This is a genomic window from Glycomyces rhizosphaerae, from assembly GCF_042647865.1.
GTDB lineage: Bacteria > Actinomycetota > Actinomycetes > Mycobacteriales > Micromonosporaceae > Glycomyces > Glycomyces rhizosphaerae.
Map to the genome: position 1 here is coordinate 249,058 of NZ_JBHRWO010000012.1, position 25,060 is coordinate 274,117.

Consider the following 25,060-nt stretch of genomic DNA (forward strand, 5'->3'; position numbering starts at 1 on the left):
CTTGTGAATCAGTAGCGGCTGCCGACGGGTGCGGGGAGCGCGTCGAGTTCGGCCAGGTCGGCCGCGGTGAGCTTGACGTCGGCCGCACCTGCGTTGTCCGCCAGGTACTTCGGCGTCGTGGTGCCCGGGATAGGGATCACGCGATCGCCCTGTGCGAGCACCCAGGCGAGCGCGACCTGCGCCGGGGTGGCGCCGACGCGTTCGGCGACATGGCGGACCCTGCCGACGATCTCCAGGTTGGCGCGCAGCGCGTCCTGCTGGAAGCGCGGCAGGCGCCGCCGGAAGTCGTCCTGCGGCAGCTCGTCGAAGGACGCGAACCGCCCGGCGAGGAAGCCGCGGCCCAGCGGCGAGAACGGCAGGAACGCGATGCCGTGCCGCTCGCAGTACGGCAGCACCTCGGCGAGCGGGTCGCGGGTCCAAAGGGACAGTTCCGATTGGACGGACGCGACCGGGTGGACCGCCTCGGCGCGTTTGATCTGCTCGACGTTCGCCTCCGAGAGCCCGATGCGCAGGGCCTTCCCGGCCGCGACCGCTTCGGCCATCGCGCCCCAGGTCTCCTCGATCGGCACGTCCGGGTCGACCCGGTGGAGCTGGTAGAGGTCGACGTGGTCGGTGCCGAGGCGGCGCAGGCTCGCGTCGATGGACTCGCGCACGTGCTCGGGGCGGCCGTTGTTGCCGATGACCGGCGGGGTCTGCGAATCGTCGGTGACGACGAGGCCGACCTTCGTGGCGAGCACCGCGCGCTCGCGCCACCCGCCCGCGAGGGCGCGCCCGAGGAGGTCCTCGTTCGTATGGGGCCCGTAGACGTCCGCGGTGTCGAGCAGGGTCATCCCGGCGTCGATGGCCTGGTGGACGACGCTGATCGACTGCTCGTCGTCCCGCGCGTCGGACATCTCGTACTGGAAGGTCATGCCCATGCAGCCCAAGCCGATCGCGCCGACCTCGGGTCCGCCTTCGCCGAGCGTGGTGGTCCTCATGCGGTGATGTCCTTCCGTCAGTTCATGGTCGCGGCGTCGATGACGAAGCGGTAGCGCACGTCCGAGGCGAGGACCCGCTCATAGGCCTCGTTGATCTGGTCGGCGCCGATGACCTCGACCTCGGAGGCGATGCCGTGCTCGGCGCAGAAGTCGAGCATCTCCTGGGTCTCCTGGATGCCGCCGATGCCGGAGCCCGCGAAGGAGCGGCGGCCCATGAGGAGCGCGAACGCGGCGACGGGCAGCGGCTCGGCCGGGGCGCCGACGTTGACGAGTGTCCCGTCGACCTTGAGCAGGCTCAGGTAGGCGTTGATGTCGACCTGCGCCGAGACGGTGTTGACGATGAGGTCGAAGGTTCCGGCGAGGGTCGCGAACGTGGCCGGGTCGCTGGTCGCGTAGTAGTGGTCGCCGCCCAGGCGGAGGCCGTCCTCCTGCTTCTTGAGCGTCTGCGACAGGACGGTGACCTCGGCGCCCATGGCGTGCGCGAACTTGACGCCCATGTGGCCGAGCCCGCCGAGGCCCACGATGGCGACCTTCTTGCCGGGGCCGGCGTTCCAGTGGTGCAGCGGCGAGTAAGTCGTGATCCCGGCGCACAGCAGCGGCGCGGCGGCCTCGAACGGGATGCTCTCGGGCACGCGGAGCACGAAGTCCTCGTCGACGACGATGTGGGTGGTGTAGCCGCCCTGGGTGATGGTGCCGTCGACGTCGACCGCGGCGTAGGTCCCGATGTTGCCGTTGAGGCAGTACTGCTCGTTGCCCTTCTGGCACTGCTCGCATTCGCGGCAGGAGTTCACCATGCAGCCGACGCCGGCGCGCCCGCCCACGGCGTGCTTCGTGACCTCAGCGCCGACCTCGGTGACGATGCCGACGATCTCGTGTCCCGGCGCGAGCGGGTACTGCTGCGGGCCCCAGTCGCCGCGCACGGTGTGGATGTCCGAGTGGCAGATGCCGGAGTACTTGATCTCGATGAGGACGTCGCGCGGACCGAGCTCACGGCGTTCGATTGTGGTCTTGATCAGCGGTTCGGTCGCGGACGGCGCGGCATATGCGGTAACGGTCGGCACGGAGGCTCCAGATCATTCGAAAGTTGCAGGTCACCGGTGAGCGTAATCGTCGGGTTGCGACGCGCGCGCGTTTCCGGCCCACACGATCTTCGCCCCGATTCGATGAACCGCCAATGACCGGGCCTTGACCGGGGGAGGGCAGTGGGGGGAACGACAGGGCCCCCCAGGGCCGTCCCCGGTTCCGCCTGGCGCGGGGCGCCACCGGATCCCGGCGGCGCCCCGAGCCTCCCCAGGAAGCCTCGCCTTACGTGACGGTGAGGGTCAGCCTGGTCGGGTTGCCGTCGAAGGCGACTCCGGACTGGTCCGGCGCGCCGTCGGGGGTCACGTCGTCGTACGGGAACGCATACCCGATCGGCGAGTTGGCGTGGACGGCGCGGGCGTAGTGGTTGGTGATCTCGTTGGCGTAGAAGTCGGCGACGCCGGGACCGTTGGGCTGGTCGGCATCGCTGTGGACGGTGCTGCGGTTGAACGCGGCGGCGAGGCGCGCGAGCGCGCCCTTCTTCGCGTCGGTGTCGCTCGGGATGTTGGCGAAAGGCCCGTGGTCGCAGGTGAAGACGTCGCGGGACGCGGGTTTCGCGAACGTCGAGCCGTCGTCGAAGGTCAGCACGTCGCCGTTCACCCGGCCGGTCAGGACCCCGCGCCCGCCTTGGAGGTCGATGCGCAGATCGGTGCCGCGGTAGTGCTCCCAGACCTGGTCGACGTAGCCCTCCCAGTACCCGGCGAACGGCATGTCGGGCTGGCCGAAGTGGGGCGCCATGATGTTCTGCGGCGACATGACGCGCAGGATCCTCCCGCCGCCGTCGCGCATGACCAGGTCGCCCCAAGGCTGCCCGTCTGACGCGGCCTGCGCGGCGAGCTCTTCGGCGATCGCCTCGACCGCGCCCTCCGGGAGCGGCTCGACGGCATGGTCGCCGTCGCCTTGCAGCCGCAGGCCGATCGGCAGTGCGGTGACGAGGTCGACGTAGCTGACGTTGACGAAGAGCTGCACGTCGTTGAACGTGAACTCGCAGAAGGAGACGATCTTGCCGTAGTTGGCGTCGGCGGCGTTGTGCAGCGCGGGCTCGACGAGCGCCGGGCCGGGATTGACGAAGAACTCCAGTTCGGACTCTCTGGCGAAGTACACGCGGGCGCCGTACATGCGCGGCAGCGTCACCACGACCGGTGCGGCTCCGGGTGCCCCGAGCGGGATCGAGGCGTTCACCGGCAGCGGGGTCCGGGGCCCGGCCGGTTCCTCGAGGTAGTACGGACTCTCGTTGGCCCGCAGCAGCATCATGCGGTCGGTGCCGAACTCGCGTCCGGTGACGTAGGCGTTGACGGCGGGGGAGTCGGTGTCGTTGACCAGTGCGAGTTCGCAGGTGGTCGGGGCGGCCTCGGCGGCGGGGACGGCGAACGTGCGCCACCACGGGGAACTCGCGGCGACGGCTCCCGCGGCGGCGGTGACGGTGAACATGGTTCTTCGCGAAACCATGGAAAACCTCCAAACGGTGCGGAGATCGAGGAATTCGCCCGAGATTAACATGGTTTCTTTAAAGATTAAAGGGGCAATTCACCGCATAATCGGTCACTCCGCGTGAGCGGCAACGGGTTCAGGGCCGGACTCGGGCTCCTTGACCTTGCGTCCCATGCCGATCAGGCAAAGGATCGCGGGCACCAGCACGGCCGCGCCCGCGAGCAGCGCGGCCCGCAGGGTGAACGCGGTGCCGATCACGCCGATCACCGGCCCGCCGACGATCTGGCCGCCGCTGTCGAACATGTCCCTTGCGGACAGTGCGGTCGCGCGCACCTTCGGCTCCACCCGGACCACCAGCCAGCCGTTGACGAGCGGTTCGTAGAGCGGCCGGGACACCGAGACGAGCAGCAGGAACGCGAGCGCGACCCAGAAGGTCTCGGCGAGGCCGAACCCTATGGCGCCCGCGAGCGTCGCGGCGGTGAACAGCATCAGCATCCCGATGATCGAGCCCGATCCGAGCCGCGCGGTGCGGCGCCGGGCCCATTCGGTCACGCCGATCCCGCCCACCGCCACCACGCACGAGATGAGGCTGAACCACATGGCCGGTTCGAGGCCGAACAGGTCGGGGAACCCGATGTCCTCCAACAGGAACGCACCGGAAAGGCGGTCGAAGCTCTCGCTCCACAGTCCGAACGCGAAGGTCATCCCGAGCAGCAGCACGAGTCCGGGCACCACCCGCGTGGCCCGCCGGGAAGCGCGGACCTGCTCGCGCACTTCAGCTCTCGCCTGCTGCAGGACGGTCTGCACCTTGCCGTCGTTCGCAGGACGCTGGAAGTGCCGCTCGGGCATCACGAGTGCGAGCGCGACGGTGCCGATCGCCATGAGCACGCCGCCCACGAGCATCGGCAGGCTGAGCGCGATGCTGCCGAGCGCGCCGCTGAGGAGGCTGCCGGTGATGCCGCCGACGAAGCTCAATTGCGTGGCGCGCAGGTAGACCGGCGTCAGCTCGGCCCGCTGCGTCTCGTCGGCGACCCAGGACTCCTGCGCGCCGCTCATGAGCGCCGCGCCGAGCGCGAGGAGCACCTGCGCCGCCAGATGGACCCAGAACTCCGCGGAGCAGCCCTGCATGACCAGGCCGCCCGCGTACACGCCGAAGCCCGCCACGACGCACGCGCGCCGGCTCGCCAGGTCCGCCAGAATCCCGGTGGGGAGCTGGAACACGAGGTACGTGACCTCCAGGACGGTGCCGATCATGAGCAGCTCGAACGGGTTCATCCCGCCTTCGTCCACTCGGTACACCACGGAGGTCGTGAACGCCATGGCGACCAGGAACGACAGGGCCACCCGCATCACCAGGTAGAGCCGGTACGGGTTCACGCGGGAGCGATCGATGAGGGGCACAAGCGACAACGATGGAGCAGTAACGGATCGATGTCAATCGAATTGGGAGCGGCCGCGTCTTGACCCGGGGGCGGGTTGATTTGTATCGTTCTAGTAGATCGATCTATTGAAACGATTCACTATATGGCTCAGTTGAGGCGGTGATGGCGACGGTCGAGGCATCGGTGCGCCCGGTGGTGGCGCTGCGGGAGGTCGAGAAGGCCTTCGGGGCGGTGCGCGCGCTCCGCGGCGCGGGCCTGGAACTCCATGCGGGAGAAGCACATGCGCTGGTGGGGGAGAACGGGGCCGGAAAATCGACCCTGATCAAGATCCTCGCCGGTCTCTACCGGCCTGACGCCGGACTGATCGAAATGGACGGTGAGCCCATCGTCCTCCACGACCCGGCCGCGGCCATCAGCGCCGGGATCGCCGTCATCTACCAGGAGCCGGCCCTCTTCGGCGACCTCACCGTCGCCGAGAACCTCTACATCGGCCGCCAACCGCGCGGCCGCTTCGGCCGGATCGACCGGGCCGCAATGGACCGGCGCGCCGCCGCGCTCTTCGAACGCCTCGGCGTCCCCCTCGAACCCGACCGGCCCGCCAAGGGCCTCTCCATCGCCGACCAGCAGCTCGTCGAGATCGCCAAGGCCATCTCGCTCGACGCCCGCGTCCTGGTCATGGACGAACCCACCGCCGCCCTCACCGCCCGCGAGGTCGCACGCCTCTTCGACGTCGTGAACGCACTGCGCGCCAAAGGCACCGCGATCCTGTTCATCTCCCACCGCTTCGACGAGGTCGAAGCCCTGTGCCAGCGCGTCACCGTCATGCGCGACGGCGCCCACGTCTCGACCGACCCCGTCGAGGACGTCACCGTCGACGAACTCATCCGCCGCATGGTCGGCCGCGAACTCGACGCGATGTTCCCCAGGACCGCAACGGAACCGGGCCAGGTCGTCCTCGAAGTCGAAGGGCTCTCCCGCGAGGGCCGCTGCCGCGACGTCTCGTTCACCGTGCGCGCCGGGGAGATCGTCGCCCTCGCCGGGCTCGTCGGCGCCGGACGCAGCGAGGTCGTGCAGGCCGTCTTCGGCATCGAGGCCCGCGACGCCGGGCGGGTCCGCGTCCTCGGCCGCGACCTGCCCTCCGGCAACCCGCGCGCCGCCATCCGAGCCGGAGTCGCGTTGGTGCCCGAGGACCGCCGCCAGCAAGGGCTGCTCCTCGACCTCTCGGTCACCCGCAACGCCACGCTCGCGAGACGAAACCGCCTGGCGCGCTTCGGCTTCCTCACCGGCGGTACGGAGCGGCGCGAGGCCGCCGCATGGACCGCCAAGCTCCGCGCCAAGTACGGGCGCCTCACCGACCCGGTCGCCACCCTCTCGGGCGGCAACCAGCAGAAGGTCGTCCTCGCCAAATGGCTCGCCACCGGGCCGAAGCTCCTTATCGTCGACGAGCCCACCCGCGGCATCGACGTCGCCACGAAAGTCGAGGTCCACCGGCTCCTGTCGGGCCTCGCCGCCGACGGCGTCGCCGTCCTCATGGTCTCCTCCGAACTCCTCGAAGTGCTCGGCATGGCCGACCGCGTCCTGGTCATGCGCGAAGGACGCCTCGCCGGCGAACTCGCCCGCGCCGACGCCACCGAAGAGGCCGTGATGCGCCTCGCCACCGGCCAGGCGGCGGAGGCCGCCGCATGAGCGCACTCGCCCAGACCCGCAACCCCACCGGCTCCACGCTCCTCGACCTGGTCCTGCGCTTTCGCGCTCTAGGCCTGCTGCTCGCGCTCGCCGTCCTCGTCGGCGCGACCGCTTCCGTCAACGCCCGCTTCCTGTCCGGCCAGTCCGTGCGCGACCTGCTCTTCGCCGCCGCCGTGACGGTGCTGCTCACCTGCGGCATGACCATCGTGGTCCTCACCCGCGGCATCGACCTCTCCGTCGGCTCGACGCTCGGCCTGGCGGCCTACCTGACCGCCGACGCGATGAGCGGCGGCCTGCCCGTCCCGCTCGCCGTCCTCATCGGACTCCTCGTCGGCCTCGGCTGCGGCGCCGTGAACGGCGTAGTCGTCCACTTCGGCAAGGTGCCGCCGCTCGTCGCCACCCTCGGCACGCTCTACGTCTTCCGCGGCATCGTCTACTTCACCGCCGGAGGCTCCCGCGTCAACGCCTCGGACCTGCCCGGCGGATTCCTCGACTTCGGCAACGGCACGCTCCTCGGCGTCCCGTACCTCTTCCTCATCGCCGTCGCGGTCCTCGCCGCCGTCGCGGTCTACCTGCGCGACTACCGGTCCGGGCGCGACCTGTACGCCCTCGGCTCGAACCCCGAGGCCGCCCGGCTCGCCGGCATCCCCGCCGGGAAGCGACTCATGGGCGCCTACGCCCTCTGCGGCCTGCTCGCCGGGCTCGGCGGCGTCCTGTACGCGGCCCGCTTCGGCACCGTGGACGCCTCGGCCGGGTACGGGATGGAGCTCGACATCGTCGCGGCCGTGGTCGTCGGCGGCGTCGCGATCTTCGGCGGCTCAGGCACCGTCCTCGGCGCAGGGCTAGGCGCTCTGCTGCTCACGGTCATCGACAACGCGCTGCCGGTGCTCAGCATCCCGCCGTTCTGGCAGCAGGCCATCGTCGGCGCGCTCATCCTCGCCGCCGTCGGCCTCGACCGCCTCGTCGCCCTGCGCGCCGCCCTCGCCCTGCGAAAGAAGGGCTCTCATGTGGAATGACGCCGCCCGCCGCCTCCTCTCGTGGGACGCGGCCGTCATCGCCGCCACCGTCGCGTTCCCGCTCGTGGCCGCACAATCCGTGGAGCACTTCGGCACCGCCCGCAACGCCGGGCACATCATCGTCGACCTCGCCCCGGTCCTCCTGCTGGCCTTGGTCATGACCCTCATCGTCGCGACCGGCGAGATCGACCTCTCCGTGGCGAGCACCGTGGGGCTCACCAGTGCCGCCATGGGCGTCATGTGGAACGGCGGCGTGGCGCTCGAGACGATCATGCCGCTCGCCGTGCTCCTCGGGGCGCTGCTCGGCGCGGTCAACGGCCTCTTCATCACCGGCTTCGGACTGCCGTCCCTCGCCGTCACCATCGGCACGCTCGCCCTCTACCGCGGCCTGTCCTATGTGCTCCTCGGCGACACGGCCGTCGCGGACTGGCCGCGCGACTTCACCGGCTGGACCCTCGGCAACATCGGCGGCACCGAGATCCCGAACCTCGTGATCCCGATGGCCGCGCTGGCGATCGTCGTCGGGCTCGTCCTGCACGCCACTCCGGTCGGCCGCTCGATCTACGCCGCCGGAGCCAACGACGTGGCCGCCGCCTATGCCGGGATCGCGGTGGGGCGCTTGAAGTTCTGGCTGTACGTCGCCTCCGGTGCGATGGCCGGGCTGGTGGGAGTGTTCTGGACCCTCCGCTACTCATCGGCCCGCGCCGACAACGCCTACGGCCTCGAACTCACCGTGGTGGCGGTGGTGCTGCTCGGCGGCGTCTCGATCTTCGGCGGCAAGGGCAACCTGCCGGGCGTGCTCGCCGCGGTGGTCCTGCTGACGTCGCTGCAGAACGCGCTGCGCCTCGCGCACGTCTCGACCGAGGCGCTCACCGTCGTCACCGGGGCGCTGCTCATCGCCGCGGTCCTCGCCCCGAACCTGCTCGCCGCCGCAGGGGACGCCCTGCGGTCCCGCCGCCGCCGAACCGTAGCTCCCTCCTAGGAAGGCAATCCGATGTCCCGCAAACGAATCCTCGCCGTCACCGCCCCGCTGCTCGCCGTCCTCCTGGCCGCCACCGCCTGCGGCGGCACCACCCGAGGGGAGGACGACGGGGACGAGCCGACCGGCACCGGCGGCTCCGCGAACCCCGAGGCCGAGTACGAGTCCGGCCTGTCGTACGCGATGCTCCCGAAGTCGGTGAACAACCCGTACTTCGAGGCCTCCAGCACTGGGGCCGAAGGGGTCGCGACCGCGCTGGAGGGCGCGTACGAGTACACCGGCCCCTCCGACGCCTCGGCCTCGTCCCAGGTCAGCTATATCGACACCCTCAGCCAGCAGGCCACCGACGTGATCCTGCTGTCCGCCAACGACCCCAACGCCCTGTGCTCCTCGCTCGACCAGGCCCGCGCGGGCGGCTCGGTGGTGGTCACCTTCGACTCCGATGTGGACCCGGCCTGCCGCGACCTCTTCGTCAGCCAGGTGAACAGCGACGAGGTCGGCCTGGCGCTCCTGGAGATGACCGCCGAGCAGATCGACGCCACCGGCGAGATCGCGATCCTCTCCGCGACGGCCAACGCCACCAACCAGAACGCGTGGATCGAGGTCATAGAGGCCGAGCTCGAGTCCAACCCGTCCTATGCGGACATGGAGCTGGTCGAGGTCGTGTACGGCGACGACGAGGACGAGAAGTCCTTCTCCGAGACCCAGGGCCTCCTGCAGGCCCACCCGGACCTCAAGGCGATCGTCTCCCCGACGACCGTGGGGATCGCCGCCGCCGCGCGCTACCTCTCCGGCTCGGAGTATCAGGGCCAGGTGGCGCTCACCGGCCTCGGCACCCCGAACCAGATGCGGGAGTTCGTGAAGGACGGCACGGTCGCCGAGTTCGCGCTCTGGGACCCCACGGCCCTCGGCGAACTCGCCGCCTACACCGGCGCGGCCGCCGCGTCCGGCATCATCACCGGCGCCGAAGGCGAGGTCTTCACCGCCGGCGACCTCGGTGAATACACCGTGGGGGCCGAAGGTGTGGTCACCCTCGGCCCCCCGACCCGCTTCAACGCGGACAACATCGACGACTTCGACTTCTAAAGCGCCACTGCTAATCTGCGGCTACTCCCGCCTGCTCCGCACTCGCCGTCTGGCGGGTGCGGACGGCGCGGAGGACCGGCACGACCACTACCGCGAGGACCAGGACGACCACGAGCGTCCCGGAGACCGGTCGCTGCACGAACTCGGTGACGTCGCCGCCGAAGATCCGCATCGAGCGCCGGAAGGAGGCCTCCAGGAGCGAGCCGAGCACGAACGCGAGCACGAACGGCCCCGGCTCGAACCCGAGCTTGCGCATGCCGTACCCGACCAGGCCGAGGCCGATCACGAGCAGCATGTCGAAGGCGTTGTTGCGGATCGAGTAGACCCCGAGCATCGTGATGACCACGGTGATCGGCGCGAGGACGCCGGGGCGCACCTTCAGCATCCGCACGAACACGCCGATGAACGGGATGCTCAGCAGCAGTAGCAGGATGTTGCCCACGTACATCGAGTTCACGACGCCCCAGAACACGTCCGGGTGCTCGCTCATCAGCGCCGGGCCCGGTGCGATGCCCTGGAGCATGAGCGCGCCGAACAGCACCGCCATCGTCGCGTTCGCCGGGATCCCCAGCGTCAGCAGCGGAATGAACGACGAGGTCGCCGCGGCGTTGTTCGCCGACTCCGGCCCCGCCACGCCTTCGATGGCGCCCTTGCCGAACCGGGACGGATCCTTCGCGGTGCGCTTCTCCACGGCGTAGGACACCAAGGACGACATGGTCGCGCCGCCGCCGGGCAGGACGCCGAGCACGAAGCCCACCACCGACCCGCGCAGGATCGCCATCCGCGAGCGCAGCCAGTGCAGCCGGCTCGGGATCGCCCGCCCGAACGACGGCACCGCCGGCTGCGGCCGGTTGCGGTGCTCCAGGTTGTACAGGATCTCGCCGACCCCGAAGAGCCCCATGGCGACGATGACGAAGTCGATGCCGTCGGCGAGCTGGTCGGTGCCGAACGTGAACCGCGGCGTGCCCAGGAGCGGGTCGAGCCCCACGGTCGCCAGGAGCAGGCCCGCGGCGGCGGCCGCGGCGCTCTTGATGACCGAGCCGTTCCCGAGCGTGCCCACCAGGAAGATCCCGATGAGCGCCAGCACCGTGTACTCGGCCGGACCGAAGGCCAGCGCGAATCCGGCCAGGGCCGGGGCGATGAACGAGAGCAGGATGATCGAGGCGGTGCCGCCGATGAACGAGGCGATCGCCGCGACCCCGAGGGCCGGCCCGGCCTCGCCGCGCCGCGCGAGCGCGTGCCCGTCGATCGCCGTGACCACTGTGGATGCCTCGCCGGGCAGCTTGAGCAGCACCGAGGTGATGGTGCCGCCGTATTGCGCACCGTAGAAGATCCCGGCGAGCATGATGACCGCCGCCGTCGGTTCCAGGTTGTAGGTGACGGGCAGCAGGATCGCGATCGTCGCGGCCGGGCCGAGGCCCGGCAGCACGCCGATCAGCATCCCGACGGTGACGCCGATGAGGCAGAACAGGAGGTTCTGCCACTCGAACGCCACCGAGAACCCGGTGAGCACGGGGGAGAGGTCCACGATCGAGACTCCAGTGAGAACGGACTAGAAGGCGATGAGGTGCGGCAGAGGCACGCCGAGCCCGATGATGAACAGGGCGTAGGCGACCGCCGTGGCGACCACGGCGATCACGGCGCTCGACAGCCACGATTCCCTGCTGAGGAACCGCAGCCACGCGAACAGCAGGAGCACCGTCGGGATCTCGAAGCCCACGATCTCGTACAGCGAGGCGTACACCGCCAGGCCGCCCGCGGCGGCGAGCACCGCGAACGTCCCGCCGGTGAACGCCTCAGTGTCGTTCCGCGCCTTGGCGACCACGGCGATGATCCCGATGCCTGAGGCCACGAGCAGCCCCGCCACGATCAGCGGCCACAGCCCCGGTCCCGGATCGGTGAGGCTCCCGATGTTCAGGCCGAAGCTCAGCCAGGCCGCGACCCCGCCGAGCACCACGGGCACGACGCCCGCGATGACGGCCTGGACCCGGCCGCCCGAGCGCGGCTCCTCCGCGTCGACAGCGCTTTCTTTCTGGCCCGCTTCGGGTTCGGTGTCGGCCATGACCGCCTCACTCACGACGCGGTGCCGAGTTCGACGTTCGAGCTCTCGAGCAGTGCCGAGTACTGCTCGGTGGCCTCCGCCAGGTGGGCCTCGGCCTCCATGCCGTCGACCTCCCAGCGCTCCATGAAGTTGTCCTGGAGGAACTGGCCGTACTCGCCGCTGTCGCGCGCCTCCTCGAACGCGAGCGTCAGCACGCCCACGACCTCGTCGGGCGTGTCGGCCGGCACCACGATGAAGCGGCGCTGGTCCACCACCACGTCCGGGAACCCGGACTCGATCGCGGTCGGCACCTCGTTCAGGAAGATGCTGCGCTCCTCGGAGAACCAGGTGAGCGGGCGCAGCTCGCCGGCCTCGATCTGCGGCATGGTCTCCGCCAGGGACGCCGACACCGCGTCGACCTCCTTGCCCAGCAGCGCGGTGACGGCCGGCGCGCCGCCGTCGTACGGCACGTCCGTCGCGTCGACCCCGGCGACGCCGAACAGGAGGCCCGCCGAGAGCTGGGAACCGGTGCCCACGCCCGTCGTCGCGTAGTTCACGTGCGGCGCGGCCAGCAGGTCGGCGAGGGTGTTGTACGGCGAGTCGGCGTGCACGACGAGCACATATCCCTCGTTCGTCAGCGTGGTGACGATGCGGAGGTCCGTGATCACCACGGCCTCAGGGTCATCGACCACGAGCGGCGTGATGGCGAACAGCGACTTGACGGCCAGCGAGATCGTGTACCCGTCCGCTTTGCCCGCGAGCAGTTCCTTGAGTCCCACGGCGCCGTTCGCACCGGGCTTGTTCGTGACCGCAAGGGACTCGCCCAGTGGCTCTTCGGCGGCTTTGGCGACCGCGCGGCTGACGAGGTCGCCAGAGCCGCCGGCGTCGAAGGGGACCATGAAATCGACTGCGCGGGTGGGGAACTCCGCGTCGGCGGCGTCCGAACCTCCCTGGACCTCGCACGCGGCGAGCGCGGCGAGCGAGGGCACGGCCGCGATGCCGGCGAGCAGTCCGCGTCGGGGGAAGGGGTGTTGCATGTTGCTACTCCTCATAGAGTGATCGATCAGCTTCGAATTCATGCCAGGCAGGGGCGTTTCGGGTTGAAGTTCCATCCGGGGACAAGATATTGCATAGCCGCCGCATCGTCTCGACCGGTGAGAGCACTTCGCAAATAACGCTCATGAGCCGCAGCTACGCATTCCTCATCGAGTTCGACCCCGAGGCCCGGCGCGGTCGGCACCTTGATCGCACCGTCCGCGATGCGCGGCGGATCGACGGTGAGGCGCTGGCCGTCCTGCCAGATCCAGTGCGTGTCGATGGCAGTGATCTCGCCGGGCGCGGCGGCGGCGACGTGCGTGAACATCGCCAGCGACACGTCGAAGTGGTTGTTGGAGTGGGAACCCCAGGTCAGACCGAAGGCCTCGCAGGCCTGCGCGACACGCACCGAACCGGCCATGGTCCAGAAGTGCGGGTCGGCCAGCGGAATGTCCACGGCGTCGGTGCGCACCGCGTGCGCGAACTCGCGCCAGTCGCAGGCGATCATGTTCGTCGCCGTGCGCATCCCGGTGGCGCGCTTGAACTCCGCCATGACCTCGCGGCCCGAGTACCCGCCCTCGGCGCCGCACGGATCCTCCGCGTACGCGAGCACGCCGTCGAGACCCCGGCACAGGTCCACCGCCTCGCGCAGCGACCACGCCCCGTTGGGGTCCAAGGTGATCCGGGCGTCAGGGAACCGCTCGGCCAGGGCCGTGACGGCGGCGGCCTCCTCGGGCCCGGGCAGCACGCCGCCCTTGAGCTTGAAGTCGCGGAACCCGTACCGCGCCTCGGCGGCTTCGGCCAGGGCCACAACGCCTTCGGGGGTCATGGCCTCCTCGTCGCGCAAGCGCAGCCACGCGTCGTCCTCACCGGACCCGTCCCGGTAGGGCAGGTCCGTGCGGCCGCGGTCGCCCACGAAGAACAGGTAGCCGAGGACCGGGACGCTCTCGCGCTGCGGCCCGTTGCCGAGCAGTTCGGCCACGGGCACGCCGAGGTGCTTGCCGAGCAGGTCGAGCAGCGCCGCTTCGAGTGCGGTGCGGGCGTGGACGGTGACGCGCTGGTCGAAGGTCTGGCTGCCCCGCCCGCCCGCGTCGCGGTCGCGGAAGCGGCGGCTCACTTGCTCGAGCACGCTGCGGTAGGCGCCGATCGAGGAGCCGATGACGAGATCGGCGGCGTCGCGGAGGGTCTGGGCGATGGCCTCGCCGCCCGGCACCTCGCCGACCCCGGTGTTCCCGGCGTCGTCGGTGAGGATCACGAGGTTGCGGGTGAAGTACGGCGCGTGCGCACCGGAGAGGTTGAGCAGCATGGAATCCTGCCCGGCGACGGGCACGACGCGCACTGCGGTCACGATCGGAGTGGTCGCCTGTTCCGCTCGGGCAGCGGCCGGTTCGAACCCGGTCATGAGGCTGACTTCTCGATCAACGCGGCGAGCGCGGCCACTTCGCCCTCGTCCAGGTCGGTGAGCGGCGGGCGCACCGGCCCGGCCGGGCGGCCCACGGCCGTCATGCCCGCCTTGACGATCGACACCGCGTACCCCTTGCCGCGGTTGCGGATGTCCAGATAGGGGAGTACGAACTCGCTCAGCCGCCGGTACACCTCGTCGCGGCTCCCGGCGCGCACCGCGTCGTAGAACGCGAGCGCGAACTCGGGGACGAAGTTGAAGATCGCCGAGGAGTACGTGGTGACACCGAGCTGGATGTAGGGGAGCGCGAAGGTCTCGGCGGTGGGCAGGCCCCCGATGTACAGCAGCCGCTCGCCGAGGGTCGCGTACAGGCGGGTCATGAACTCGATGTCGCCCACGCCGTCCTTGAAGCCGATGAGGTTCGGGCACTCGGCCGCGAGACGCTCCACAGTGGCGACACCGTACTCGGCGTTGGACCGGTGGTACACGATGACGCCCAACGAGGTCGACTCGCAGACCGCCCGCACGTGCGCGGCCAGGCCGTCCTGCCCGGCCTCGGTGAGGTAGGGCGGGAACAGCAGGACCGCGTCGGCCCCGGCCGCCTCGGCGTCGCGCGCGAACGCGATCGCCTGGGCCGTGCCCTGCCCGGCCGGGGCGATGATCGGGACGGTTCCGGCGGCCTCGTCGACGGCGGCGCGCACGATCTGCCCGACCTCGTCGGGCATGAGCGAGAAGAACTCGCCGGTCCCGCCGGCCGCGAACAGGCCCGCCGCGGGGAAGGACGCCAAGTGCCCCAGGTGCCCGCGATAACCGGCCTCGTCGAAGGACAGGTCGTCGCGGAAGTGGGTGACGGGGAAGGACAGCAGCCCCTCGCCCAGCGCCCGCTGGATCTCTGCCGGGGTGTATCGCGTCATGTGCGGAGGTCTCCTGTTCCGTCGAGGTGGCCCGTACCGTAACCCCCTCGACTCATACCGGTCCAACACTCATTCGACATGAGCTGATACCTTCAGGGCATGGCTACTGGTGACGTGGGATACACGCTCGATCAGCTCCGCGGTTTCGTCGCCGTAGCGGAGGAATCTCATTTCGGAAGGGCCGCAAGGCGATTGCAGATGACGCAGCCGCCTTTGAGCCGTCAGATCCAGCGACTCGAACACGGCGTCGGTTTCGAGCTGTTCCTGCGCACCCAGCGCGGCGCCGAACTCACCCCGGCCGGCCGCATCTTCCTCGAAGAGGCCCGGCGCCTGCTCTCCTTCGCCGACACCGCGCCCCTGCGTGCCCGCCGCGTCGCGGCCGGGACCGCGGGGACCATCCGGATCGGCTTCACCGCCGTCTCCGCGCTCACCGTCCTCGGCAGGTGGATCGCCGTGGCCGCCGCCGAGCTGCCCGGCGTCGACCTCGTGCTCAACGAGATGGTCACGCACGCGCAGCTCGACGCCCTGCTCGCGGGGGAGATCGAAGTCGGCCTGGTGCGCCAGGTCCCGCGCTCGGACATGCTCGACTCACGGCTGGTGGCAAGGGATTCGCTCATCCTCGCCGCCCCGCGCGGCCACGCCCTCACCCGGCTCGACCGTCCGCCTACAATGGAGGATGTCGCCGAGCACGACGTCGTCACCTACTCGCCCTCAGAGGCCTGGTACTTCTACGAACTCGTCGTCGCCGCGTTCCAGCACGCGCACTTGAACCCGCGCTACGTGCAGCACATCAGCCAGGTCCACACGGTCCTGTCGGTCGTCAACGCCGGGCTCGGCGTGGCACTCGTGCCCTCCTCGGCGACCGCGCTCAACCTCTCGAACCTGGTCTTCCTCGACATCGACGACCTCCGAAGGGACACCGTCGAACTCCACAGCGTCTGGCGCCGAAGCCACGGCAACCCGGCCCTCGACACGCTCCTGCGGAGCGTCTGATCAACCCAGGGCCTGACCTGCGGGTCAAGCCCTGTACGCCTCCGCGATCGACTCGCGGTCGACGAACTCGGTCGGCAGCGCCGACTCGTCATCCGAAGTGCCGCCGTCGATCTCGATGAGGAGCCGCCTGATCCCGCCTTCTCCGAGGGCCGAGGTCGGCATACGGATCGTGCTCAGTGCCGGAGTGGGGAGATCGGCGCCGAAGATGTCGTCGAACCCCACGATGCTCAACCGGCCCGGCACGTCCAGGCCGTGGTCGCGGCACTCCCGCAGCAGCCCGAGCGCAACGAGGTCGTTGTAGGTCAGCACGGCGCTCACGTCGGCGGCTTTGACGCGCCCGAACGCCTCGGCACCGCCCTCGCGGGTGGGCGCGTTCGACTTGATCTCCACGATGGACATGTCCCAGCCCACGGCGATGTCGAACGCGGTCTGCCAGCGCTGGCCGTTCATCCACGAGGCCTCGGGCCCGGCGAGGTAGGCGATCCGGCGGTGTCCGGCGTCGCGCAGCCGCTCGAGCGCGGCCGTCATGCCCGGCCGCACGTCCGGGATGACGGCCGGGATGCCGTCCACGAGCCGGTTCACGACCACGAGGGGTTTGACCGAGGACAGCTCTTGGATCTGCGGGTCGTCGAGGCGCGAGCCGACGAGGAGGAGGCCGTCGACCGAGGTCTGGAGGCGCTCGGCCGTGGAGCGTTCGAGTTCGGGCGACTCCTGCGAGTCGGCGAAGACGATGGTCATGCCGGTCTCGGAGGCCACCCGCTCGGCGCCGCGCACCAGGTCGAAGTAGGCCGGGTTCGTGATGTCCGAGACGAGCAGGCCGAGCGTGCCGGTCTTGCCGGTAGGCAGGGCCCGCGCCATCGGGTTGATCCGGTAGCCGAGTTCCTTCGCGGCGTCGCGGATGCGCCGTTCGGTCTGCGCGTTGAGGCGGCCGGGCTTGTTCAGCGCCCGCGACACGGTCGAGGGGCTCACGCCGGTGAGCCGCGCGATGTCGTAGATCGTCGGGGGCGCTTTGCGGTCGCCGTTGCGGGGGCGAGTGGCGGCGTCGGACGGTTCCATGCCTCCCCTTTCGCGCTTGTTGCCGGGGGTTGTCAACCGGCAGACGATTGATGCCAGTCTGCCGACTCCGGCAACAGGGCTTACCGAGCATACCCGAGCCCCGCCACCCTCGACACGCCGAGGGAACTGCGAAAATCGCTGGTCGCAATCGGTTGACAACGGCTCGACAAAGTGTTGGCATTGCGTCCATGCCCCGCTGCCGCTCCGCGCCTCGACGGCCGCATCGCCAGACCGAACAGTTAGGAGCATCCCGTGATCATTGACAAAGCCGAGGTCATCGTCACCAGCCCCGACCGGAACTTCGTGACGCTGAAGCTCACCACCGACGACGGACTCACCGGCCTGGGCGACGCGACCTTGAACGGGCGCGAGCTATCCGTCGTCTCCTACCTCGCCGACCATGTCGTGCCCTTGCTGCTGGGCCGCGACGCCCACCGGATCGAGGACGCCTGGCAGTTCCTGTACCGCTCCGCCTATTGGCGGCGCGGCCCGGTCACCATGGCCGCGATCGCCGCAGTCGACATGGCGCTGTGGGACATCAAGGGCAAAGCCGCCGGCATGCCCGTCTACCAGCTGCTCGGCGGCGCCTCCCGCAGCGGCCTCCTCGCGTACGGCCACGCCTCCGGCAAGACCACCGAAGAACTGTTCGATTCCATTCGCTCCCACCAGGAACAGGGCTACAGAGCCATCCGCGTCCAGACCGGCGTGCCGGGCCTGAAGTCGATCTACGGCATCGCCTCGAACGCCACTTTCGAAGCGATGGAGGGCGTCCGCTACGACCACGAACCGGCCCAACGGGGTGCACTGCCCAATGAGGAGGACTGGGACACCCGTGCCTACCTGCGCCATCTCCCGGGCGTCTTCGAAGCCGTGCGCAACGAGTTCGGCCCTGAGTTGCCGCTGCTCCACGACGCCCACCACCGACTCACCCCGATCCAGGCCGCGAAACTCGGCAAAGCCCTTGAGCCCTATGACCTCTTCTGGCTCGAAGACGTCACCCCCGCCGAGAACCAGGAGGCCCTGCGCCACGTCCGGCAGCACACCACCACGCCGTTGGCGATCGGGGAAATCTTCAACACAGTGTGGGACTACCAGCAGATCATCCGCGAGCAGCTCATCGACTACGTCCGCTCGGCGGTCACGCACACCGGTGGCATCTCGCATTTGAAGAAGGTCCTCGACTACGCCGCGCAGTACCAGATCAAGTCCGGGATGCACGGCCCCACGGACATCTCGCCGGTCGGCATGGCCGCCGCGATGCACCTGGGCTTGTCGATCCACAACTTCGGCATCCAGGAGTACATGAAACACGGCGCCAGGACCGACCAGGTCTTCCAGCAGTCGTTCACTTGGAACGACGGCTGCCTCCACCCCGGCGACCGGCCCGGCCTCGGCGTTGAACTCGACACCGACGAAGCCGGGAAGTACCCGTACGTCCAGGCCTACCTGCCCTACAACCGCCTCGCCGACGGTACGGTCCACGACTGGTAGCGGTCGAGCCGAAGGCCTCAGCCCTTGTGGTCTTTGCGGAAGCGCGCCAGCTCTTCCTGAGTGTCGCGGATCATCTCGTCCATTTCGGCGGCCGCTTCGGGGTCGGCGCGGCGCCACAGTTCGCGGATCTGGTCCAGGGCGGCGCCGCGGCCCTGTTCGCCGACGCCGGAGGCGGTCCAGCACAAGCGGTGGAGCTCAGGCTCGTCCGAGAGTCCCATGGCGAGGATCGTGCCGACCTTGTCGTTGTCGAACGCCGCGGGACGGGCGACCTTGTTGGCCTCGCGGAGGACGGCCTTCTTGTCGCCGCCGGTGAGCTTGGCCTGGACCCATGCGATGCCGTAGACGAGAAGCTGGATGACGAGCAGGATGATCGGGCCGGCGCTGATCCCGAAGAGGGCCTTCATCCAGGCCGTGTCGTCGGTGGGCGCGAAGATGATGAAGAGGACGGAGCCGAGGGCGGCAGCGATGAGGTACCACCAGCGGCCGACCCGCTCAACGGTCTTGTACCAGCCCGGTTTCGGCCCGGCCCAACCGCCGCTGAGGCCGTCGTGGCGGTCCATGGCCGCTGCGATCTCGGCCTCGGAGGCGGTGGAGTCGGGTGCGATGACGAAGAGGTTCTTGGAAAGGCGGTTCTCACGGAGCCATGCTGCGGCTGGCATAGGGATCCTCTGTTGCGGGGCGTGGGCTCAGATCACGGTATCGCAGGACCGCAATACGTCACCTGCCCTGCAAGCGCCTCGCCGACGGCACCGTCCGCGACTGGTAGGCCGTCTAATCTGGATGTGTGAACGAAACTGAGCCTCATGTCGAGGCTGCACCCCTTTCCGGTTCGGGCAGAAGGCTATCCATCAAAGCCAGGTGGGTACTGCTCGTCAGCATTGTCGCAGTCGGGGGCTTGATCGCCGCCGCGTCGGTGTGGTCGCCCTGGTCCGAGGACGACGCCGAGGCGGAGGCGGAGGCCACCGACTGCGTCGAGGACGCGACGCACCTCATCGACGACGAAGCGGGAGTCTGCTACATCATTCCGGACGACTGGGCGCTGGTCACCCCGGAGGTGGCGGAGGAGCACGGCCTTGAGAACTATGAGTCGACAGTGCACGCACCAAGATTCGCGGCCACGGTGATGACCACGGCGCACCCCTATTCGCAGTCCGAGACCGATGCCGAGGAATCCGCTCGAAGCTTCGTTTCCGGCATCACGGGAGTGGACTACGACTCGCCGTCGGTCGAATGGGTGACCGGTGCGGTCGACGGGCACGACAGCGCGATCGCCATCGCCCAATTGGAGTCGATCTGGTTCATGGTGACCACCATCGAGGACGGCGACAAGATGATCAAGATGCTCGGAACGGTCGTGTCCGGCGAGCAGGAGCTCATCGCACAGGTCCAGTCGATCCAATCCTCGGTTCGCCTGAAGTGAAGCACCGCAAAGTGAAAGGGGTCGGCAGGACCGCGCCCGGCGCAGTCCTGCCGACGCTCGCGTCTACCGGGGGATGAGTCGCTGCAATTGGGTCACGTGCCCTGGTTCCAGCTCCTCCAGGCTCGCCACTCCGAGGAGCTTCATGGTGCGTTCGACTTCTTCTTTGAGGATGGCGATGGTGCGGTCGACGCCGTCGCGGCCGCCTGCCATCAAGCCGTAGAGGTACGCGCGCCCGATCATCGTGAATCTCGCGCCCAAGGCGATCGACGCGACGATGTCGGCGCCGGACATGATGCCGGTGTCCACGTGGACCTCGGTGTCCTTGCCGACTTCCTTCACCACCGCAGGGAGCAGGTGGAACGGGATCGGGGCGCGGTCGAGTTGGCGTCCGCCGTGGTTGGAGAGGGTGATGCCGTCGACGCCCATGTCCGCCAAGCGCTTCGCGTCCGCGACGGTCTGGACGCCCTTGACCACGAGCTTCCCGGGCCACTGCTCCTTGATCCAGGCCAGGTCTTCGTAGTCGACCGTCGGGTCGAACATCGTGTTGAGCAGTTCAGCGACGGTGCCGGACCAGCGGGAGAGCGAGGCGAACGCGAGCGGCTCGGTCGTCAGCATGTCGAACCACCAGTTGGGGTGCTTCGCCATGTCGAAAATCGTCTTCGCCGTCAGCTCCGGCGGGATCGCGAACCCGTTCCGCTTGTCGCGCAACCGGGCCCCGGCCACCGGCACGTCGACGGTGACCAGCAGCGTGTCGAACCCGGCCGCCGCGGCCCGGTCGACCAGGGCCATGGAGCGGTCGCGGTCCTTCCACATGTACAGCTGGAACCAGTTGCGGCCGTGCTCGCCTCCGGCGGCGGCCACGTCCTCGATCGGGGTGGTGCCCATCGTCGAGAGCGCGAACGGGATCCCCGCGGCGGCTGCCGCACCGGCCCCGGCGGTCTCGCCCTCGGTGTGCATCATCCGGGTGAACCCGGTGGGGGCGATGCCGAACGGCAGCGCCGAGCGCTTCCCGAGCACGTCCCAGCCGGTGTCGAGCTGGGAGACGTCGCGCAGGATCGCGGGGTGGAACTCGATGTCCTTGAACGCCTGCCGGGCCCGCGCCAACGAGAGTTCAGCTTCGGCCGCGCCCTCGGTGTAGTCGAACGCCGCCCGCGGCGTGCGCTTCTTGGCGATCCGGCGCAGGTCCTCGATCGTCAACGCGGCCTTCAACCGGCGGCGCTTGCCGTTGAAGTCGGGCTTCTTGAACTTCACCAAGGGCAGGATGTCCTTGGGACGTGGAAACTGTCGCTTTGTCATATAGGGGCCTAACGAAGGTGATGGGTGGATGCATCGTAATGACCGCGCCGATCGGGCGATCGGCACGGCCGCCCCGTCCCATTCGGCAGACGGACACGGATCATTACTTTGAATCGTTTCATTCAAATGTCGAGATGGAGGCTACCGCACTCACCGCCACGACACCAGGCCCCTTCACCAGCGAAGCCGCCCCCTGAACACGCCAGAAGGCGGCTGTCCCCAGGATCAGGCGCGGAGCCAGACCGTGGTCGCGGGCGGCAGCCCGGTCCCGTCGATCGGGCCGCTCGCGAGCAGCACCTCACCGGCGGGCAGCGGCACCGCAGCAGGGCCGAAGTTCGTCACGGCCTCCCAGCCGTTCGGACGGCGCAGGTGCAGCACCTCAGGGTCGGACGGCACCCAGGTGAGCGACTCGTCGGTCTGGAGCCGGCGGCGCAGCGCGAGGGCCTCGCGGTAGAGGTTGAGCGTCGAGGCCGGGTCGCCCGACTGCGCCTCGACCGAGAGCGACCCGAACCACTGCGGTTGCGGCAGATGGGCATCGGCGGGACCGAACCCGAACGAGTCACCTGCCTCGCTCCACGGGATCGGCACGCGGCAGCCGTCGCGGCCCACGTCGAAGCCCGGGCTCCGGTAGAAGGTCGGGTCCTGCCGCGCCAGGTCCGGGATCTCCGCGACCTCGCCCAAGCCGAGCTCTTCGCCCTGGTAGAGGTACGCGCTGCCGGGCAGGGCGAGCATGAGCATCGTCGCGGCGCGGGCGCGGCTCAGCCCCGCGGCCACGTCCACCTGCGGCTCGGTGCCTCCGGAGAGGAGCCACGTGCGGTTGTAGTGGCGCGGCCGGTCGCCGTTCGGCGGCAGCCCGTACCGGGTCGCGTGCCGCACCACGTCGTGGTTGGAGAACACCCACGTCGTGGACGAGCCCGAGGCCGCGGCCTGGTCGAGGTTGTCGACGATGATCTCGCGGAACGCGTCCGCGTCGAAGTCGGCTTCGAGCAGGTCGAAGTTGAACGCCTGGCCGAGGCCCTCGGCGCTGGCGTAGCGGGCGCGGCGCGAGGGCGGGTCGACCCAGGCCTCGGCGACGGCGATGCGCGGCGGGTCGTACTCGTTGAAGACGGCCCGCCAGCCGGCGTAGATGTCGTGGACCTCGTCGCGGTCCCACAGCGGGTGCGTGCCCGTGGCGCGGTCCATCGCGTCGAGCTCGGCGAGCGACGGGAGGTTCTCCGGGAGGTCCTTGGCGAGGGCGTGCGCGACGTCGACGCGGAAGCCGTCCACGCCCCGGTCGGACCAGAAGCGCAGCGTCTTCAAGAAGTCGGCGCGCACTTCCTCGTTGTGCCAGTTGAAGTCCGGCTGCTCGGGTGCGAACAGGTGGAGGTACCACTGGCCGTCGCCGACCGCCGTCCAGGCCGGGCCGCCGAACATCGACTTCCAGTCGGCGGGCGGCAGTTCGCCCTTCTCGCCGAGGCCGTCGCGGAAGACGTACCGGTCGCGTTCGGACGAGCCCTTCGGCGCGGCGAGGGCCGCCTGGAACCACTCGTGGAGGTCGGAGGAGTGGTTCGGGACGATGTCGACGATGAGTTTGATGCCCTTGGCGTGCAGAGCTTCGAGCATCGCGTCGAAGTCGTCGAGGGTGCCCAGGCGCGGGTCGACGTTCCGGTAGTCGGCCACGTCGTAGCCGCCGTCGGCGAGCGCGGACGGGTAGAAGGGACTGAGCCACACGGCGTCGATGCCCAGCCGCGCGAGGTAGTCGGCGCGCGAGGCGATGCCGGGGAGGTCGCCGATGCCGTCGCCGTTCGCGTCGGCGAAGCTGCGCGGGTAGATCTGGTACACCGTGGCCTGGCGCCACCAGTCGGCGTCGATGCGGGAGGCCGTGGTGGCGTCCGCGGTGCTGTTGAGCAGCTCGGTCATGGACGTGAGCCTTTCACGGGTTGATATCCTGATTAAATCTAATACCAAAATCAACTTGCTCCCGTCATACTGGGACACGGAGAGGCGAGGTGTCAAGAGGCGTGTCGGAAATCGATGAACGGAGCGCGTTCTCGCAGAAGCGTGCGAACGCCGCTGCCGTGCTGGACTATGCCTGGGGGACAACGGCGTTCACCGCGAGCGACGCGATCGCCGCGACCGGTCTGACCCGCTCCACCGTGATCGCGCTGTGCGACGAGCTGGTCGAGCGCGGCTGGCTCTGCGAACTCCCGAACGCCCGCGCCGCGGGGGAGTACCGCAAGGGCCGCCCCGCCCGCCGGTACGAGCTCCGCGCGAGCGCAGGAGCGGTCGTCGGCCTCGACGCCGGCCAGCACTGCGTCACCGCCGCCGTGGCCGACCTGCGCGGCCGCGAACTCGCGCGCGCCTACACCGCGATCGACCCCGACATCGTCGAGCAGCGCGTGGACGTCGCCGACGCGACCATCGCCGACGCACTCGAAAAGGCAGGCGTGCCAACGGAAGCGGTCCTCTGCATCGCCGTCGGCGTACCCGCGCCCACCGACCTCGACGGCGCCTCGCCCGAAGGCGAGTTCGAGTTCTGGTCCCGCATGAACCCCGGATTCGCAGCGCATTTCCGGGAGCAGGGCCGGCTCACCGAGGTCGAGAACGACGCCAACCTCGCCGCGCTCGCCGAAGGCGCGCTCGGCGCCGGCGTGGGCGCCTCCTCCTACATCGCGCTCATGTCGGGGGAGCGGTTCGGCGCGGGCTACGTCGTGGAGGGCCACCTCGTTCGCGGCAAACGCGGCGCGGCAGGCGAACTGCGGCTCCTGTCCCTCGTCGAAGGCGTCGGCTCGACCCACGGCATCGCGGCCCTGCTGCGCGAATGGGCCCTCGAACTCCGAGCATCGGGCACAGTGGACGCGTCTAGTCCGATCATGAAGACCCCCAAGGCGAAGCTGGGCGCTGAGGTCGTCTTCCACGCCGCAGATTCGGGCGACCCCGCCGCGCTGGCGCTCCTCGACCGCATGGCCGAACGCCTCGCCCGCATCTGCGCGGTCCTCGGCGGCCTGCTCGACGTCGAGCGGATCGTCCTCTCCGGCGCCGTCGCCGAATCCCTCGGCCTGCTGCTGCCGCGAACCGCCGCCCGCCTCGACGAACTGACCCACCCGCCCGCGCCGACCCTGGTCGCCTCGCCTCTCGGCGGCGGCGTGGTCAGCATCGGCGCGGTCGTCCGCGCCTTGGAGATCGTGAAGACGAACGCGATCGCCCTCGCGCCAGTATCGCCAACACTGGAACAAACCATTCCGTTCTGATATGCTGGACTCGCATCGGTCCTCAGAACGAAAGCGAGTCGCCATGTCCTTCAAGCCCGACCCGATCCCCGAGGGCTACGGCACGGTCACGCCGTGGATCGTCACGAGCGACACCGCCCGCGTCATCGACTTCATCAAGGAGGCCTTCGACGGCGAAGAACTCGGCCGCGTCGAAGGCCCCGTCCCGGGCAAGATCGGCCACGCCGAAGTCCGCATCGGCACCTCGATCGTGATGCTCTTCGACACGCCGTTCAAAGTGGACACGCCGGCTCTGCTGCGGCTCTACATCGAAGACGCCGAGGCCGTCCTCGAACGCGCCGTCAAGGCCGGCGCCACGGTCGTCACCCCGCTGACCGACGTCCAGGCCTGGGGCGACCGCGTCGCGCGACTCCGCGACCCGCTCGGCAACCTCTGGTGGCTCCAAGAACGCGTGGAGGCCCCGACTCCCGAAGAGGCCATGCGGCGCATGGCCGAGCCGAAATACCTCAAGGCCATGGAGCAGACCCAGGTCATGGACGCACCCGGCCTGACCTGACCGCTTGCGC

Annotated in this window: 22 protein-coding genes; 9 read left to right on the forward strand and 13 right to left on the reverse strand. The window is 69.5% G+C overall.

All coding sequences use genetic code 11. From position 1 onward, the window contains the following. Positions 1 to 8 precede the first annotated feature (8 nt). The 4 genes from ACFO8M_RS15475 to ACFO8M_RS15490 all read right to left on the reverse strand — a co-directional run bounded on the left by ACFO8M_RS15475 (position 9) and on the right by ACFO8M_RS15490 (position 4,889). Complete coding sequence (locus ACFO8M_RS15475; RefSeq protein WP_387977112.1) at positions 9 to 977, reverse strand: aldo/keto reductase; 969 nt, start codon at positions 975 to 977, stop codon at positions 9 to 11. Between the two features lie 17 nt (positions 978 to 994). Further along, positions 995 to 2,038: an NAD(P)-dependent alcohol dehydrogenase gene (locus ACFO8M_RS15480; protein ID WP_387977115.1), complete on the reverse strand. Its 1,044-nt coding sequence runs from the start codon at positions 2,036 to 2,038 to the stop codon at positions 995 to 997. Positions 2,039 to 2,282: 244 nt separating this feature from the next. Then, the gene (locus ACFO8M_RS15485) at positions 2,283 to 3,506 is read right to left on the reverse strand and encodes a glycoside hydrolase family 64 protein (RefSeq protein ID WP_387977118.1); all 1,224 of its coding nucleotides are present in this window, start codon (positions 3,504 to 3,506) and stop codon (positions 2,283 to 2,285) included. A 93-nt stretch (positions 3,507 to 3,599) separates the two neighbouring features. Further along, positions 3,600 to 4,889 carry an MFS transporter gene (locus ACFO8M_RS15490; RefSeq protein WP_387977121.1) on the reverse strand — a complete coding sequence of 430 codons (1,290 nt, stop codon included), beginning with the start codon at positions 4,887 to 4,889 and terminating at the stop codon, positions 3,600 to 3,602. Positions 4,890 to 5,032: 143 nt separating this feature from the next. On the opposite strand from ACFO8M_RS15490, the gene ACFO8M_RS15495 reads away from it, so the two are divergent. Genes ACFO8M_RS15495 through rhaS form a run of 4 tightly spaced genes read left to right on the forward strand, consistent with a single transcriptional unit; the run spans position 5,033 to position 9,637 of the window. Further along, on the forward strand, positions 5,033 to 6,556 hold the full coding sequence (locus tag ACFO8M_RS15495) for a sugar ABC transporter ATP-binding protein (protein WP_387977124.1): 1,524 nt from the start codon (positions 5,033 to 5,035) through the stop codon (positions 6,554 to 6,556). Next, positions 6,553 to 7,572, forward strand: coding sequence for an ABC transporter permease (locus ACFO8M_RS15500; RefSeq protein ID WP_387977127.1), 1,020 nt, complete (start codon positions 6,553 to 6,555; stop codon positions 7,570 to 7,572). The genes ACFO8M_RS15495 and ACFO8M_RS15500 overlap by 4 nt, the downstream gene beginning before the upstream one ends. Next, positions 7,562 to 8,554, forward strand: coding sequence for an ABC transporter permease (locus ACFO8M_RS15505; protein WP_387977131.1), 993 nt, complete (start codon positions 7,562 to 7,564; stop codon positions 8,552 to 8,554). Before ACFO8M_RS15500 ends, ACFO8M_RS15505 begins: the two co-directional genes overlap by 11 nt. 12 nt (positions 8,555 to 8,566) lie before the next feature. Beyond that, positions 8,567 to 9,637, forward strand: coding sequence for a rhamnose ABC transporter substrate-binding protein (rhaS, locus tag ACFO8M_RS15510; RefSeq protein ID WP_387977134.1), 1,071 nt, complete (start codon positions 8,567 to 8,569; stop codon positions 9,635 to 9,637). A gap of 10 nt (positions 9,638 to 9,647) precedes the next feature. Here the strand turns inward: rhaS and ACFO8M_RS15515 are convergent, their stop codons facing one another. Genes ACFO8M_RS15515 through kdgD form a run of 5 tightly spaced genes read right to left on the reverse strand, consistent with a single transcriptional unit; the run spans position 9,648 to position 15,029 of the window. Next, a complete protein-coding gene (locus ACFO8M_RS15515; RefSeq protein ID WP_387977137.1) occupies positions 9,648 to 11,165 on the reverse strand; it encodes a tripartite tricarboxylate transporter permease in 1,518 nt (505 codons plus the stop codon). A gap of 24 nt (positions 11,166 to 11,189) precedes the next feature. Beyond that, on the reverse strand, positions 11,190 to 11,699 hold the full coding sequence (locus tag ACFO8M_RS15520) for a tripartite tricarboxylate transporter TctB family protein (protein WP_387977140.1): 510 nt from the start codon (positions 11,697 to 11,699) through the stop codon (positions 11,190 to 11,192). An 11-nt stretch (positions 11,700 to 11,710) separates the two neighbouring features. Further along, positions 11,711 to 12,715, reverse strand: coding sequence for a Bug family tripartite tricarboxylate transporter substrate binding protein (locus ACFO8M_RS15525; RefSeq protein WP_387977143.1), 1,005 nt, complete (start codon positions 12,713 to 12,715; stop codon positions 11,711 to 11,713). A 38-nt stretch (positions 12,716 to 12,753) separates the two neighbouring features. After that, positions 12,754 to 14,115 (reverse strand): enolase C-terminal domain-like protein, encoded by a 1,362-nt coding sequence (locus ACFO8M_RS15530; protein WP_387977146.1) that lies wholly within the window; start codon positions 14,113 to 14,115, stop codon positions 12,754 to 12,756. Next, complete coding sequence (gene kdgD / locus ACFO8M_RS15535; protein ID WP_387977149.1) at positions 14,112 to 15,029, reverse strand: 5-dehydro-4-deoxyglucarate dehydratase; 918 nt, start codon at positions 15,027 to 15,029, stop codon at positions 14,112 to 14,114. Before kdgD ends, ACFO8M_RS15530 begins: the two co-directional genes overlap by 4 nt. 99 nt (positions 15,030 to 15,128) lie before the next feature. Between kdgD and ACFO8M_RS15540 the strand changes: the two genes are divergently transcribed. Next, positions 15,129 to 16,022 carry a LysR family transcriptional regulator gene (locus tag ACFO8M_RS15540; RefSeq protein WP_387977152.1) on the forward strand — a complete coding sequence of 298 codons (894 nt, stop codon included), beginning with the start codon at positions 15,129 to 15,131 and terminating at the stop codon, positions 16,020 to 16,022. 24 nt (positions 16,023 to 16,046) lie between these two features. Here ACFO8M_RS15540 and ACFO8M_RS15545 read toward each other — a convergent pair whose 3' ends face one another. Continuing rightward, the gene (locus tag ACFO8M_RS15545) at positions 16,047 to 17,078 is read right to left on the reverse strand and encodes a LacI family DNA-binding transcriptional regulator (RefSeq protein ID WP_387977154.1); all 1,032 of its coding nucleotides are present in this window, start codon (positions 17,076 to 17,078) and stop codon (positions 16,047 to 16,049) included. A 252-nt stretch (positions 17,079 to 17,330) separates the two neighbouring features. Here ACFO8M_RS15545 and manD point away from each other — a divergent pair, with 252 nt between their 5' ends. Continuing rightward, entirely contained in the window at positions 17,331 to 18,569 is a 1,239-nt protein-coding gene (gene manD, locus ACFO8M_RS15550) for a D-mannonate dehydratase ManD (RefSeq protein ID WP_387977157.1), read from the forward strand. 17 nt (positions 18,570 to 18,586) lie between these two features. Here manD and ACFO8M_RS15555 read toward each other — a convergent pair whose 3' ends face one another. Continuing rightward, positions 18,587 to 19,228 (reverse strand): hypothetical protein, encoded by a 642-nt coding sequence (locus ACFO8M_RS15555; protein ID WP_387977160.1) that lies wholly within the window; start codon positions 19,226 to 19,228, stop codon positions 18,587 to 18,589. A gap of 236 nt (positions 19,229 to 19,464) precedes the next feature. Here ACFO8M_RS15555 and ACFO8M_RS15560 point away from each other — a divergent pair, with 236 nt between their 5' ends. Beyond that, entirely contained in the window at positions 19,465 to 19,989 is a 525-nt protein-coding gene (locus ACFO8M_RS15560) for a hypothetical protein (RefSeq protein ID WP_387977162.1), read from the forward strand. A gap of 63 nt (positions 19,990 to 20,052) precedes the next feature. Here ACFO8M_RS15560 and ACFO8M_RS15565 read toward each other — a convergent pair whose 3' ends face one another. Both ACFO8M_RS15565 and ACFO8M_RS15570 read right to left on the reverse strand, forming a co-directional pair. Continuing rightward, positions 20,053 to 21,285, reverse strand: coding sequence for an alpha-hydroxy acid oxidase (locus ACFO8M_RS15565; protein ID WP_387977165.1), 1,233 nt, complete (start codon positions 21,283 to 21,285; stop codon positions 20,053 to 20,055). Positions 21,286 to 21,510: 225 nt separating this feature from the next. Beyond that, positions 21,511 to 23,184, reverse strand: coding sequence for a glycoside hydrolase family 13 protein (locus ACFO8M_RS15570; RefSeq protein ID WP_387977168.1), 1,674 nt, complete (start codon positions 23,182 to 23,184; stop codon positions 21,511 to 21,513). 101 nt (positions 23,185 to 23,285) lie between these two features. Here ACFO8M_RS15570 and ACFO8M_RS15575 point away from each other — a divergent pair, with 101 nt between their 5' ends. Both ACFO8M_RS15575 and ACFO8M_RS15580 read left to right on the forward strand, forming a co-directional pair. Next, a complete protein-coding gene (locus ACFO8M_RS15575; protein WP_387977171.1) occupies positions 23,286 to 24,515 on the forward strand; it encodes an ROK family protein in 1,230 nt (409 codons plus the stop codon). 43 nt (positions 24,516 to 24,558) lie between these two features. After that, entirely contained in the window at positions 24,559 to 25,050 is a 492-nt protein-coding gene (locus ACFO8M_RS15580; RefSeq protein WP_387977174.1) for a VOC family protein, read from the forward strand. The last annotated feature ends 10 nt before the right edge of the window (positions 25,051 to 25,060 follow it).